This is a genomic window from Natrinema versiforme (genome assembly GCF_005576615.1).
Taxonomy (GTDB): domain Archaea; phylum Halobacteriota; class Halobacteria; order Halobacteriales; family Natrialbaceae; genus Natrinema; species Natrinema versiforme_A.
Genome location: NZ_CP040330.1, coordinates 545,905 through 559,545, shown reverse-complemented (window position 1 = coordinate 559,545; position 13,641 = coordinate 545,905). Strand labels below are relative to the sequence as shown.

At 53.7% G+C, this 13,641-nt stretch carries 10 protein-coding genes; 3 read left to right on the top strand and 7 right to left on the bottom strand.

Annotation, left to right across the window (positions count from 1 at the left end; translation table 11 throughout):
• Positions 1 to 21 precede the first annotated feature (21 nt).
• Entirely contained in the window at positions 22 to 429 is a 408-nt protein-coding gene (locus tag FEJ81_RS02710; RefSeq protein WP_138243824.1) for a GIY-YIG nuclease family protein, read from the top strand.
• A 76-nt stretch (positions 430 to 505) separates the two neighbouring features.
• Here FEJ81_RS02710 and gltB read toward each other — a convergent pair whose 3' ends face one another.
• Entirely contained in the window at positions 506 to 5,065 is a 4,560-nt protein-coding gene (gene gltB, locus FEJ81_RS02705) for a glutamate synthase large subunit (RefSeq protein ID WP_175416341.1), read from the bottom strand.
• Between the two features lie 486 nt (positions 5,066 to 5,551).
• On the opposite strand from gltB, the gene FEJ81_RS02700 reads away from it, so the two are divergent.
• On the top strand, positions 5,552 to 7,111 hold the full coding sequence (locus FEJ81_RS02700; RefSeq protein WP_138243823.1) for a tyrosine-type recombinase/integrase: 1,560 nt from the start codon (positions 5,552 to 5,554) through the stop codon (positions 7,109 to 7,111).
• Positions 7,112 to 7,129: 18 nt separating this feature from the next.
• Here the strand turns inward: FEJ81_RS02700 and FEJ81_RS23625 are convergent, their stop codons facing one another.
• From FEJ81_RS23625 to FEJ81_RS02680, 5 genes are all read right to left on the bottom strand, one after another.
• Positions 7,130 to 7,309, bottom strand: a complete 180-nt coding sequence (locus FEJ81_RS23625) for a hypothetical protein (protein ID WP_138243822.1) — start codon at positions 7,307 to 7,309, stop codon at positions 7,130 to 7,132.
• A 14-nt stretch (positions 7,310 to 7,323) separates the two neighbouring features.
• Positions 7,324 to 7,497 carry a hypothetical protein gene (locus FEJ81_RS22995; RefSeq protein ID WP_175416340.1) on the bottom strand — a complete coding sequence of 58 codons (174 nt, stop codon included), beginning with the start codon at positions 7,495 to 7,497 and terminating at the stop codon, positions 7,324 to 7,326.
• Positions 7,498 to 7,939: 442 nt separating this feature from the next.
• The gene (locus FEJ81_RS02690) at positions 7,940 to 8,560 is read right to left on the bottom strand and encodes a hypothetical protein (RefSeq protein WP_138243821.1); all 621 of its coding nucleotides are present in this window, start codon (positions 8,558 to 8,560) and stop codon (positions 7,940 to 7,942) included.
• Between the two features lie 446 nt (positions 8,561 to 9,006).
• Complete coding sequence (locus FEJ81_RS02685) at positions 9,007 to 9,369, bottom strand: hypothetical protein (RefSeq protein WP_138243820.1); 363 nt, start codon at positions 9,367 to 9,369, stop codon at positions 9,007 to 9,009.
• 43 nt (positions 9,370 to 9,412) lie between these two features.
• Positions 9,413 to 9,934 carry a hypothetical protein gene (locus FEJ81_RS02680; protein WP_138243819.1) on the bottom strand — a complete coding sequence of 174 codons (522 nt, stop codon included), beginning with the start codon at positions 9,932 to 9,934 and terminating at the stop codon, positions 9,413 to 9,415.
• 335 nt (positions 9,935 to 10,269) lie between these two features.
• Here FEJ81_RS02680 and FEJ81_RS02675 point away from each other — a divergent pair, with 335 nt between their 5' ends.
• Positions 10,270 to 11,994 carry a DUF262 domain-containing protein gene (locus tag FEJ81_RS02675; RefSeq protein WP_138243818.1) on the top strand — a complete coding sequence of 575 codons (1,725 nt, stop codon included), beginning with the start codon at positions 10,270 to 10,272 and terminating at the stop codon, positions 11,992 to 11,994.
• 282 nt (positions 11,995 to 12,276) lie between these two features.
• On the opposite strand, the gene FEJ81_RS02670 is transcribed toward FEJ81_RS02675, so the two are convergent.
• Positions 12,277 to 13,164: a S8 family serine peptidase gene (locus FEJ81_RS02670; protein WP_138243817.1), complete on the bottom strand. Its 888-nt coding sequence runs from the start codon at positions 13,162 to 13,164 to the stop codon at positions 12,277 to 12,279.
• Positions 13,165 to 13,641 lie beyond the last annotated feature (477 nt).

Genomic DNA, 13,641 nt, shown 5'->3' with positions numbered 1-13,641 from the left:
GCCGCCGTCCGATCGGCCGGTATGAGCGGGACGTACGTCCTCGTCATCGACGTGGCCCGATCGACATCGATCGATGTCGGCGCGCTGGGCGACCGCGAGTTCCCCGCCGGCGCGTACGCCTACGTCGGCAGCGCGTTCGGTCCCGGCGGCTTCAGTCGCGTCGACCGCCACCGCGAACTTGCTGCCGGCGAGCGCGAGACGCGCCACTGGCACATCGATTACCTGCTCGGTCACCCGGCCGCGAGCCTCGAGACGGCGATCACGTTTCCGGACGCCGACCGGGAGTACGAACTGGCGGCGTCGCTTCCCGGCGACCCGGTTCCCGCGTTCGGTACCTCGGACTGCGACTGCGGGGCGCACCTGCTCGCAGCACCGAATGCGGCGGCGATTCGGGAGGCTGCAGTCGACGCGGGCGGCGTCCTCGAGTAGGTACTGTGCGGTCTCGACCGGGGACGAATCGGAATCGAATCGCGATGAAAACGGAGCGTCGAAGCCGACGGCCGCGTTAGTCGTCGCTCGCCGCGAACCTGGCCGATTCGGCCTCGGCGGTCGCCTCGGGCGCGCCGGGCAGTTCGTTGCGGACATCGTCGCTTCCCTGCTCGGTGATCGCTTCGTAGTAGGCCTCGGGCATGACCTTCACGAAGGCCTCGAGGGCGCGCTCCCAGTTTGCGAGCAGCAGTTGCCCGCGCTCGGAGCCGGTATAGGCGACGTGGTTCTCGACGAGGCGGCGCAGCATCCGCTCGTCTTTCTCCTTGAGTTCGTCGTGGAGCGAGACCATGCCGGTGTTCGCCTTCGCCTCGAACTCGTCGTCCGGGTCGTAGACGTAGGCGACGCCGCCGGACATACCGGCCGCGAAGTTCGTCCCGGTCTCGCCGAGGACGGCGACGACGCCACCGGTCATGTACTCGCAGCCGTGGTCGCCGACGCCCTCGACGACGGCTTTGGCACCGGAGTTGCGCACCGCGAAGCGCTCGCCGGCGACGCCGTTGACGTACAGTTGGCCGTCGGTCGCGCCGTAGAGCGCGACGTTGCCGATCGAGACGTTCTCGGTCGGGTCGTAGGCGGCGGTTTCGGGTGTTCGGATCGTCAGTTTGCCGCCCGAGAGCCCCTTACCGACGTAGTCGTTGGCACTGCCGTCTAAGTGCATCGAGATGCCGCTTGCGAGGAACGCGCCGAAGCTCTGACCGGCGGTCCCGTCCACGTCGAGGGTGATCGTGTCCTCGGGGAGCCCGGGCTCGCCGTAGCGGCTGGTGATGCGGTTCGAGAGCATCGCGCCGACGGTGCGGTCGACGTTCGTGACCTCGGCCTCGAGGCTGACCGGCTCTTGGTCCTCGATCGCGTCGGCCGCGGCCTCGATGAGGTCCCGGTCGAGTTGGTCCTCGAGTTCGTGGTCCTGCTCGCGGATCTTCCGGCGAACGTCGCTGCCGGGGTCCGCGAGGACCTCCGAGAGGTCGACGTTGCGCGCCTTCGGGTGGTCGACGTCGTCGCGTTGCTCGAGGACGTCGACCTGCCCGATCATCTCGTCGACGGTCTCGAAGCCGAGTTCGGCCATGATCTCGCGCAGTTCCTGCGCGATGAAGGTCATGTAGTTGATGACGTGTTCGGGCTCGCCGGGGAACCGCTTGCGCAGGTCCTCGCGCTGGGTGGCGACGCCGACCGGGCAGGTGTTCTTGTGACACTGCCGGGCCATCACGCAGCCGCTGGTGACCAGCGACCCGGTGCCGAAGATGTACTCCTCGGCTCCCAGCAGGGCGGCGACGGCAACGTCGCGACCGGTCTTGAGCCCGCCGTCGGTGGAGACGCGGATGCGGTCGCGGAGGCCGGTCGCACAGAGCATCTGGTTCGCCTCGGCGAGGCCGAGTTCCCACGGGAGGCCGGCGTTCTTGATCGAGGTGCGCGGCGAGGCACCCGTCCCGCCGGAGTGGCCCGAGATGTGGACCACGTCGGCGTTGGCCTTCGCGACGCCGGCGGCGACCGTGCCGATTCCGGCCTCGCTGACGAGTTTGACGTTGATGTCCGCCGCTTCGTTGGCCGCTTTCAGATCGAAGATCAGCTGTTTGAGGTCCTCGATCGAGTAGATGTCGTGCAGCGGCGGCGGCGAGATCAGCCCGACGCCCGGCGTGGACTTGCGCACGTGGGCGATCATCTCGTTGACCTTCGAGCCGGGGAGGTGGCCGCCCTCGCCGGGCTTGCTTCCTTGGGCCATCTTGATCTGTAGCTCGTCGGCGTTCGAGAGGTACGTCGAGGTGACGCCGAAGCGACCCGAGGCCACTTGCTTGACGTTACACTCGCGTTCGGTGTTGAACCGCTCCGGCGGCTCGCCACCCTCTCCCGAATTGCTCTTGCCGCCCAGCCGGTTCATCGCGATCGAGTTGTTCTCGTGGGCCTCCGGCGAGAGGCTCCCGAGGCTCATCGCCGCGGTCGAGAACCGCTCGACGATGTCCTTGATCGGCTCGACGTCCTCGACCGGAACCGGGTCGCGGTCCGAGTCGAACTCGAGCAGCCCGCGCAGGGTCTGGAGGTTCTGTTGCTGGTCGTTGATTTTCTCGGCGAACTCCCCGTAGCGCTCGTAATCGTTCGAGCGGACGGCCTGCTGAAGCGCGCCGACGGTATCCGGGTTCCACTGGTGGTGGATCCCGTCCGAGCGGTGTTCGAACTCGCCGTGGCGGTCGAGGTCCGACTCCTCGCCGTCGGCGCGGCCGAAGGCGGTCGCGTGGCGCTCGCGGAGGTCTTCCTCGATCTCGGCGAGGCCGATCCCTTCGGTGCGGTTCTCCGTGCCCTCGAAGTACTCTGCGACGAGTCCGCTGTCGAGCCCGACGGCCTCGAAGATCTGGGCGCCTTGATAGCTCTCGACCGTCGAGATACCCATCTTGGCCATGATCTTCAGCAGGCCGTCCTCGACCGCGCCGACGTAGGCGTCGATGGCGACCTCGGTGTCGGCGCCGTCGGGGCCGGCGGTGATGTCCTCGATGGTCTGGTAAGCGAGGTAGGGGTTGACCGCGCCGGCACCGTAGCCGACCAGCGTCGCGAAGTGATGGACGGTCCGCGGATCGGCGGACTCGACGACGAGCCCGACGTGATTTCGCAGTCCGTTGCGGACGAGGTGGTGGTGGACCCCACCGGTCGCCAGCAGGCTCGGGATCGCGACCCGATCCTCGTCGACGCGTCGGTCGGAGAGGACGAGAACGTCGGTCCCGCTCTCGATGGCCTCGACGGCGTCCGCTCGCACGCGCTCGAGTGCGGCCTCGAGGTCGGTACCGAGGTCGTCGCTCTCGGGCTCGTAGGTGATGTCGATCGTCGTCGCCGTAATGCCGTTGGCCGAGCAGTCGCGGACCGACTCGAGTTCGGCGTCGGTCAGGATCGGCGAGTCGAGCACGAGTTGGCGGGCGTGTTCGGGCGACTCGTCGAGCAGGTTGCGCTGGAAGCCCAGCCGGGACTCCATCGAGGTGACCAGTTCCTCGCGGATGTAGTCAAGCGGTGGGTTGGTCACCTGTGCGAACAGCTGCTTGAAGTAGGAGAACAGCGGCCGGTTGAACTCGGTGAGCACCGACAGCGGCGTGTCGTCACCCATCGAGCCGACGGGGTCTTTCCCCTTCTGGGTCATCGGCTCGATCAGGTTCTCGAGTTCGTCGTGGGTGTAGCCGAACGAGGCCTGGTAGTCGCGGAGGCCGTCGACAGGCTGCTGAGGCGATCGGTCGTCCGTGGTCCGGATGTCGTCGAGGCGGACCTGCTCTTGGGCGACCCACTCGCCGTAGCGGTCGTCGGTGAGGTCATCGAATACTTCCTCGTCCGGGATCACGCGGCCTTCCTCGGGATCGGCGAGGAACAGCTGGCCGGGCTGGAGGCGGCCGCGCTCCTCGATGTTTTCGGGCTCGGTCTCGAGCGCGCCGGCCTCGCTGGCCATGATGAGTCGGTTGTCGGTCGTCACGTCGTACCGGCAGGGGCGAAGGCCGTTGCGGTCGAGTACCGCGCCGACGCGTTCGCCGTCGGTCGCCGCGACGAGCGCGGGGCCGTCCCACGGCTCGACGAGCGAGGCGTGGAAGTCGTACCAGTCTTTGCGATCGGGGTCCATCGCGTCGTCGCCGCGCCACGCTTCGGGGATGAGCATCCGCAACGCGTGCTCTAAGTCCCGGCCGTCCTGCATCAGCAGTTCCAAGGCGTTGTCGACGCTCGCCGTGTCGGACTGCTCGGGGTCGTCGATGATCGGTTTGACCGCCTCGAGGTCGTCGAGCACGTCGCTCTCGATGTCGGTCTCGCGGGCCCGCATCCAGTTGATGTTGCCCTGAATGGTGTTGAACTCGCCGTTGTGGATGATGTTCCGGTAGGGATGGGCGAGGTGCCACGCGCCGAGCGTGTTGGTCGAGAACCGCTCGTGGACCATCACGAACGTCGACTCGAGTCGCTCGTCGGTGAGGTCGGGGTAGTAAGACGGGACCTGAACGCCCTTCAGCAGTCCCTTGTAGACGACGGTCTTCGAGTCCAGCGAGACGACGTAGAAGCGCTCTTTGTGCTCGATATCCGCGTCTTCGACCGCGTTCTCGAGAGCGCGTCGGGCGACGTAGAGGCGACGGTCGAAGTCGTCCCCGGAGACGTCGTCGTCGGGCGTGACGACGACCTGCCAGACATCGGGTTCCGAGTCGACGGCCGTCTGGCCGAGATCGTCGTTGTTCGTCGGCACGTCCCGCCACTCGAGGACGTCGAGATCGTAGGTAGCGAACGTCTCCTCGACGAGCGAGACGAGTTCCTCGCGAGCCGCGGTATCCTGCGGCAGAAAGAGCGAGCCGACGGCATAGGTCTCAGGAAGGGAGGCGTCGAGAACGCTCTCGAAGAACGAATCGGACGTCTGGAGCATGATGCCGGCCCCGTCGCCGGTGTTTTTCTCCGCACCGGTCGTCCCGCGGTGCTCGAGGTTGCGAAGGAGTTCGAGTCCGTCGGCGACGACATCGTGGCCCCCCTCCCCATCGAGGTCCATGACGACGCCGACGCCGCAGTTCGACCGTGCGTCCGCAGGGTCAGCGAGCCCCTGTGAACGCTCGGTGGATGGCGCTATCTGTGGCTGTGTCATACACACCCTTAGCGAGAACAACTATAAGAGGCTAACCCATTATGGCTAAGTGTATTATTAACACATATATATTAGTATAAGGTGTGGGGGAGCCCTTAATCGCCAGACACGGGACTGTCGGCTGCTCGGATACTGGTCGCCGACCGAGAACGCCCGTCAGCCGCGTCACTGGACGAAAACCCCGTCCGGAAAGATCGACTTCCCGTCGACGGGGAAATGTCAGAGGCACGTAGTGTTCACCCACCAGAGTGAACACCACATGCTTCTAGTTAGTCTTCCGGGCTAAGCAACCTCGGGTTAAAGAGTTAGGTTCAGGTGAAATAATCACGCACGGTCGGCGGTCGATATGCCTCGAGTCGAACCGCAAACGGCAGCGACGGCACGCGCGATTCGGCGACGAAAATCGTCCGCTCAGTAGGACTTCGCGAAGTAGACGGTACTAATGAATACGACTACTTAACATTCTCCATCTGTTGACAATCTAGTATGGTAGACGAACCCTCTGAAGAGGACGAGGATTACGAGCCCTTCGAGGAAGATGAGAATTACAACTCGCTGTTGGAAGAACACTACTATCGTAACCTCCACAATATCGAACAGCAGCTCGGCGAGGAATTCAACGAGAAAATCCGCCGAGCTATCGAGCGTGGTGCTAATAAGAGTAAAGAGGGTGACTGGAGTGACGCGACAAAGAAGAACACTTCGGGCGACCTTAAGACAGTCCTCATACACGCGAAGAAAGAACTCGCGGTCAGCGTTGAATCTATTGAAGACATCAACGATTGGGATGCAGAGCAGTGGAACAACGTCATTGAGGATACTACCATTGACCGAGAAGTAAGTCAGGGGACGCGACGGAACTACGCATTCGCTGTCAGACGGTTTGTGGCGAACCACCGAGATACAGACGTTAGTCGAGAGGATATCGATACACCCTCCCAACAACAGACCGAGGTGGATGCTGATAAGGTTCTGAGTCACGAGGAAGTCTTGGAGCTAATTGACGCGGCAAACAACAGTCGTGACCGCGCAATGCTCGCCTGTATGTACGAGGGAGGGCTTCGGAGAGGGGCGACTGTTCAACTGGATATCGCTCACGTAGAAGAAGGTGCCAAAGAGGATGGATATGCCATTCTTCACATACCGTACCGAGACGGCGTTAAAGATGCAGGAGGTCAACAAAAGGCCATCACTTGGGCATATGGTCACCTATCTAATTGGATGCAAGACCATCCAAGACGATATCAAGAGGACGCTCCGCTATTCTGTGGATTACGGGGTGCAGAGGGAGAACGGCTCGAACCACGGTCTGTTTATTCTGTGTTCCAACGACTCCGCAAGAAGGTCGATATAGATAACGACAGAGTGTATCCACATGCTCTCAGGCACTCCAGAGCAACTGAGATGCGAGGGTCAACGAATTACGACAAGAAGGACATTGAGCAGGTGATGGGGTGGTCAGATTCTACTCCGATGCACAGTAGATACACCCACGCAGACCAAGAGGACCGTGCCAAACGAGTGCTGCAGAAGACGGGGGTAGAGGTTGAAGACGAGGAAGAAGACGAGATAACAGATTGTGTCCGTTGCGGATATCCTGTTGCTATCGGTCAATCCTATTGCGCCAAATGTGGGCTCAAACAGACTGACGAGCCACCTGAGTGGTGGCAGTATTATAAACAGATTACAAAGGAAGATGAGCCGCTGCGGGCGCAGCTACAAGAAACGCCGAATGCTATCCCACCACTCATCTCTCTTGACGCAGCTGACTTGAACCGAGTTCAGATTGCATCATACTTTGCAATCATGAAGACGGCGGCTGCACTGGATGATGGAGAAGAGTGGGAAACCGACTATATGGGCGACCTCAATGACTACATAAAGACGCTCAACAGCTATGAGGATATTGGGACTATCAAGGAATCACTCCTAAATCGCACGACTGACTTGACTCCTCAGAAGTATGAAGATAACCCTCATGAATGGGAGCAAATTTCCCATGAGGTCCCCGATATAGAGGGAATTCGAGAAGCAGCGGACGACTAAGCGAGATAATCAGTTATCCTATGTTCGATACTCTTCAAGAAATTCTTCGAATTCCTCATCATTCATCTTCCGAGTATCGTCCCGCAGTGTGTATAGCACAGCTCGCCACGCTTCGATTTCTTCTATCGCTATCTCTTCAGGGTCTTTTCCCGACCGTTGTGCAAATTCTCTGACCTCCCGAACTGAACCGAAGTCCATTACTCGTTTCATGTCTAAAATAGACCCACGTCAATGCTGTAGGCATACATCTTGTTGCAGCTATCGCACTCTGCTTCTGGTTCCTCATTAAATGGATTTGCAGCGTCTATTTTACTAGTTTCAGTGATTTTATCTTCTTCATCGACTTCAGTTGGCTCATTACAGTGGGGACAGGTTGCAGTTTGCATCTTATTGGTCTCGCTGGAACACATTGGGTTGTTCGTAGTTGATATTCTGAGCATCTCCAAGGTCTCTCTTGAGACGGTCACAGTGGGTTTGCAGTCGTTCTTGCTCCCAAGTGAGTAGGTGCTGAAATTCTGGTGGTATTATCCCTTGATGTACAGCATTACTGTTCTCAGCCGTACCTATATCAGATTCTTCAGCTAGAGCGAGGGCTTCTCGAGTCCATCTTAATTCCCTCTCTATTTGCGCGGTCATACACCAGCCAGGAGAATGAGGCTAGCATTCAACATTGTGATTCTCCTCACTTATAAACGAAACTATGGTAGAACTTTTGTCATACGTATCTCACCCGCACAAGGTCGCAAGTGGAGCAGTTGGCGTAGCTAAGATATGGGAAGATAGACTACAGATTATGGACGCAGACTCTGTCGCTACTTCTGTCTGAATTCACCATGAGGTAGAGCTATTATTGGACTTCATCGTTCGCTCTATATCCTCGAGATTCGACTCGATATCTTCCAGAGCTTTTCTCATCTTGACCTCTTCTTCGTAGTTCACTAGCGTTCCTTTGTTCTCCAACCACGCGTAGAGGTCCACATCATTCGTGTAGGAATACTCTTTACCGAACGGACTTTCGCACTCAAAGCTAAACGTTAGAATTCCATTCGAATCTTGCTCCTCTAATTTCGACTTTACCCCACCCATTTTCAGGACCATACTGTCTGTTTCATTCACGGGGATGGGAAATCGGAAATCTTCTCCTGGAGACAATATCGGGGTTGTGAATTCAATAGGTTCTGCATCGATATCTTCGACCGAGATAGTCATAGTAACGTCGTGTGCTGCTCCATTCCCTGTATTCCTGATTTCAGCAATCATTAGTGTTGGAGCAAACGTGAGGACATTACCCCGTAGAATAGGTTGATTCTCCATCTCTCGCGTAGCTTGCATCTCGTCGGTCTGGGCCTTTGTGTAGTAGGTGTAGATGACGGTCGCAACTACAAGGGCAAACGACAGGAGAGTCTGACTAACGGCAATAGGATTATCCTGAATTGTCTCGACTACCATATCTTACAGTCAACGATAATCCAGAACCAAAAGTCATGCTATCGAAGAGGAATTGAATCAACTCCGCACTTATTATCATATGATATCCAGATGCACTATGAATCTGAGTCCTCCCTTACAGTCTCTATCTGTCGATTTATCGGTCACGAATATATCCTAATTTTGCCTTTCTGCACTTCTCGGAGGCTTGTATAATCTCATGTATAGAGCTCAGCAGAGGCAAGGAGATATCCAGGGGACTCAGAGTCAAATTATGGAGTGATAGACGCAGTGATGGCTGCAGACCATCAATCTGAACTGGTGCATGAAGGCGAAATAAGCGCTGACGAGAACACGGTCTCTACCACATTGTCTAATGTAGGAGAGGGACGTGTACGAGAGTTGGCCATAGTGTGCTACACGTTCTACAAAGAAGACGCCGTCAGTGTAACTCATTAATAGTACGACTAACGGAATTCATCTTCAGAAATTATAGCACTCTCGCTAATTTCGCTGATTTTGTGTAGTGTATATTGCGCCTTACGCTGGTCCGCACGCGTGATAGAGTCATCCCCGTCGATACTATCCTGACGGTCTATGGCCTCTTGCACAGCTGCTGTGTGGACACAGGAACCGTCGTAGTCATCACAGTTGCACACAACCTCCTTCTGAACGGTGTAGAAAGTATCTTCCTCATCAATGGGGGACACGATGTGGGTTTCCTCCTCGTTATCGGACCAGACGTAATAGAGTCCAGTCTGGACGGGTTTCACTTCTCGATGTTCGTACTCTGTTTCTATTTTCTCATCTCTTCCAGTAATCTCTCCCATGTATATACGTACACGTCCAATCCCTATATTTTTCACCCATTAATTAAAAGAAGGGAACCCACCGCTTCCTGCTAGTTTTCTCATCTAGAATTGGCAAAAGGTTATCCCGTGCTTCTTTCGCCTTAGTTGCCGAGATTTTGACGCTCATACGGTATAATCCCTCTTTGGTTCGATTCTGGCGTCTTTCCTCGTGTGTCTCTCCTGTCTCTCGTTCTTGCACCGCATTGTATTTTTCTTGACTCGAGATAATGCTTTCTACGGCTTGATAATAAGCGAGAGTGTATTCCACTTCTTCGTCCGAGAGAGACCCCAGTTTTGAAAGATTCCGTCGATACATTTTACGACTAAAGTGAACATCAAGTCCATCTCTTACAGGCATATCATCATCAGTGTGTTCCAGTATATCTTCTAGTCTCTCTCCTGCCGACTGGATTTCTCCTTTGAGAGCTTTCCTGGTTTCATAGCGTTCTCTCGTCTGCTGAAACCACTGGAGAGAAAACGTAGCCACTACGGTCAGGATAACACCAATCAAGATATTCACCAACTGTGGCGATATAGATACCATATCTGATTACGGTGATGGTCAGTCCATAAATACTTGGGAGGGTAGCTGCACGAAGATAGCATGCTATTCCTGAGATAATCAGCTTCAACCGTGCTACTACGCTTTCTTGGTCAGATACGGTGTCTCTCTACTATTCTCTGGTAACTTACCCGAGAAACGTTTGAAACACGCACACGACCGTGTGCGGCTACACGAACGACATATATGTGTGACTAGTTCCCTTTCACTGGTTATCGATGACCGTGTTAAATTGAGGAGAGACCACTGAAATATACTATAGAAGGCGACTTTCTGTTCCCATTAGAGTTTTATAGAGTGCCCCCTGTTTAAAGGATATGTCCAGTACGGGGTTTAACCTCTCAGCAGATGACCACAATGTTGGAGAGGTTCTAGAAGGGTCTAAGCAGATTCGAGTCCCTGATTATCAACGAGAGTATTCCTGGGGGAAGGACCAATGGAGTGAACTCTGGGATGACGTATACGCTCTCACGCAAGATAGAAACAATCACTTCTTAGGTTCTGTCGTCGTGATTGAAGGACAAGGAGACGATATAAAGCACCTTGAGCTAGTCGATGGTCAACAACGTATAACGACAATCTGTATTCTTCTTTGTGCCATCCGTGACCGATTTGAAGAGGACGGTGAGGATTATGACGATGATGTCGCTAGTTTGATTGATGATATTCTTTGGATAACTAGTCAAAGGACGAGGAAAGAATACCAGAAAGTTAGGCTGAATGAATATAATAATCCCTACTTTAGACACATTCTCGAAGGAGAAGCAGATGAGATTGAAGAATCTCAAGTGAAGGACGCATATGAATACTATCGAGAGAAAATAGAGGAGAAGAAGCTTGGACGTTTAGATGATGTTTGGATTGAACTCATCGAATCTATCTCTATGGTCCAAATTGAGTGTAGTAGTGAAGTCTCTGCATTCCGCTTGTTCGAAAGTCTGAATGACAAAGGTTTGGACCTGGGGTCTGTTGACCTTGTGAAGAATCGTATCTTTATGGAAGCGAACCAGAACGAGGATATCAATGAAGACCTTGTGAAAGAACTCTGGGAAGATATTCTCAGTGTGATTCGACCAGAACTCTCTCAACAATACCGATTCTTCTGTCACTATTTCATGTCTATTCAAGAGCCTGAAGCAACTGATAACGTATCTAAACGGAAACTCTATGATTACGTGAACGAGCTACTTGAGGGTCGTCTCCAAGAGCATAATATGACTCTCGAGGAGCTACTTGAGGATATGCATGAAAAATCTAAAGTCTATGTGAATATCAAGAACGGAGAAGTCAAACGCTTCAGAAGACATACTAATGAGCTGAATGAAAAGGTAGAATCCACTCAACTCAAGAACAAACGGATTCGCACGCTGCTGCTACGTATTATTACAGAATACGATGATGCAGATGATGTGCTTGAAGCGCTCTATATCTTAGAAGTACTTAATATCCGTAACAAGATTGCTGGCCGTGACTCTAACACTAGTCGAGATAGATTTTGGTGTCGTGCCTGTACGATGCTAACTAAACAGGACAATCAAAACGAATACCTAAGACGGTTAGCAGAGCAGCGGTCACCCAGTGATACTGTTCTGAGAGAGCGAATGGCTAACCGTGAATTCAAGAACAACGATTTCACTAAATACGTTCTTGACCGTATTGAGGAAGAGCATTATATGCGTTCTAGTCGGGGGAAAGGTGTGAACGATAGGTCTAAGGTAGATATCGAACACATCGCGCCTCAGAGTGCATTTACAGCAGATAAATACAGCGAGTGGAAGCGCTATCTGAACTGTACAGAAGAAGAGTTCGAGGAATACAAGAAGCGGATTGGGAACCTGACTCTCCTCGAAGACCGTGTGAATCAGAGTGCATCTGATAATCCCTTTGAGCAGAAGTGCCGTATCTATTCGCATAAAACAGAATTCAAAATGGCAGAAGCTGTTTCGGATAATTATGATGAGTGGAGTGTTGAGAAAATTGTAGAACGGAGTAAAGAACTCGCTGATATTGTGAACGAAATTTGGAGTATGGATAACGTCTAATCAAACCCATGTTGTAACATAACGCGACCACATCTGCCCATGCACTATCTTGGTAGTGTTGAATGAATATTGTTTCTTCGATATCATGAGCGCAAAGAGGGCGGTCAGAGAGGTCATGAACGAAGCCCTCGATAATCCCCCTAAAAGTCATCAACTGTTGCCTTAGGTTCTTCAGCAAGTGCCTCTGACATATTGTCTCCTGAAGCAGGTTTTATCCGTTCTCGCCACACTCACTGCATATAATAATCGACAGAACTGCGTGTGGGACAGATAGACTCGTATTTATTCATAGGCGGTCCAATCAGCTTTACCAACAACATCACCGTCTGCAAACCAATCATTTGTATATTTATCACTATCTGCTGTTACTGCTATAGCCTTCTCAGCTCTTGCAGGACACATCGGGGGGACATCCCTCGGAATGGGTTTTGCTAATTCTCCAGAAGAGACTGAAACTACGACTCCTGCATGCGCTGTTTTGTTAGTTGCATCACAAAGGGGGCAATACCCTTCTCGCGGCTCGAGACCAAGACTTAGTGATACTCCGAATATATCTCTAGATGGGTCTGTTGATAACGCGAGCGCCTTGATGATGTTTGATTCACGAACTTCATACCCATCGAATACTTTCATATCGAATAATTCCATATAGGGGCGCTGCATGTTCAGGATACATGCCATTGCAGTACCATGTCCGATAGAATCAAGGGTGTCATCTTCAGTCAAATTTATTCTCGAAACTACATTTGTGATTTGAGCATTTCGGATATCTATTCCACTGTCTATGACCGCCATTCGTTGTCGGTCGAATTTTGTCTCTGAGACGCCACTGATATGTGAATCCTCTATCGTTTCGGAGACCTCACTCAATTCTTCTAGAAGCCTCTCTGTCTCAGCAAATTTATCAAATTCAGGTTCGATATGAACCTTATCTGTGTCTTCGATTTTCCTCATTTCGTTTTGCTCACCAGTCCGCTCTATAACAGCATGTTCGACTCCATCAATCGCTTCGACCTTGCAGGCGACTTCTTCAGGTACCGACTCTGGCTCAATAACAATCATAGAGAAGATATCTGCTGACCAGAGTGGTTCTACGTCCTCTGTTTCTGCGATTTCCTCTTTTAAGTCGCCAGAAACCTCTTCCAGCGTGACGATAATCCGAGGGTCCATTGTGTGTTGAAGGTCTTCTAACCCAATATATCTGTCTGAAGAATAGGTCGGGGTACGGTCGATATATTTCTGAATTATAGGATAAGAGTGCAATTGATGAATATCTCGAGATTTGGTAGGGAGAACGTTCATTCTCTTAGAACTCACTGAGTTTTATATACCATAACGCGGCCACGCCTGTTTATGCACTATCGAATGGGCGACCGCGTGCGTATCGATGTGCCTGATGAGCTGCACCAACTATACGACTACCACGGAGAGCATGGACTGGTATTAGATATTAGCCACGGGGACGGATGTGTAGTGTACAAGGTAGGGCTTGAGGACCGCCATGTGACTCTTCACACAGACTGTGGATGTCTTCGGGCTCCTCTTCTGGATTGACGGGCAGTCCAATCGACTGGTCTTATTATATACGGGTCTTTGACCATCCCCTTGGTGGGGTGGGGGGATGGTGAATAACCCGCTATAGTAATA

Bases quoted from the DNA above. Each gene is read 5' to 3' on its own strand.
- FEJ81_RS02670 (WP_138243817.1), bottom strand. From the start codon at position 13,164: ATGGACCCTCGGATTATCGTCACGCTGGAAGAGGTTTCTGGCGACTTA.
- FEJ81_RS02710 (WP_138243824.1), top strand. From the start codon at position 22: ATGAGCGGGACGTACGTCCTCGTCATCGACGTGGCCCGATCGACATCG.
- FEJ81_RS02700 (WP_138243823.1), top strand. From the start codon at position 5,552: ATGGTAGACGAACCCTCTGAAGAGGACGAGGATTACGAGCCCTTCGAG.
- gltB (WP_175416341.1), bottom strand. From the start codon at position 5,065: ATGACACAGCCACAGATAGCGCCATCCACCGAGCGTTCACAGGGGCTC.
- FEJ81_RS23625 (WP_138243822.1), bottom strand. From the start codon at position 7,309: ATGGACTTCGGTTCAGTTCGGGAGGTCAGAGAATTTGCACAACGGTCG.
- FEJ81_RS02680 (WP_138243819.1), bottom strand. From the start codon at position 9,934: ATGGTATCTATATCGCCACAGTTGGTGAATATCTTGATTGGTGTTATC.
- FEJ81_RS02685 (WP_138243820.1), bottom strand. From the start codon at position 9,369: ATGGGAGAGATTACTGGAAGAGATGAGAAAATAGAAACAGAGTACGAA.
- FEJ81_RS22995 (WP_175416340.1), bottom strand. From the start codon at position 7,497: ATGCAAACTGCAACCTGTCCCCACTGTAATGAGCCAACTGAAGTCGAT.
- FEJ81_RS02690 (WP_138243821.1), bottom strand. From the start codon at position 8,560: ATGGTAGTCGAGACAATTCAGGATAATCCTATTGCCGTTAGTCAGACT.
- FEJ81_RS02675 (WP_138243818.1), top strand. From the start codon at position 10,270: ATGTCCAGTACGGGGTTTAACCTCTCAGCAGATGACCACAATGTTGGA.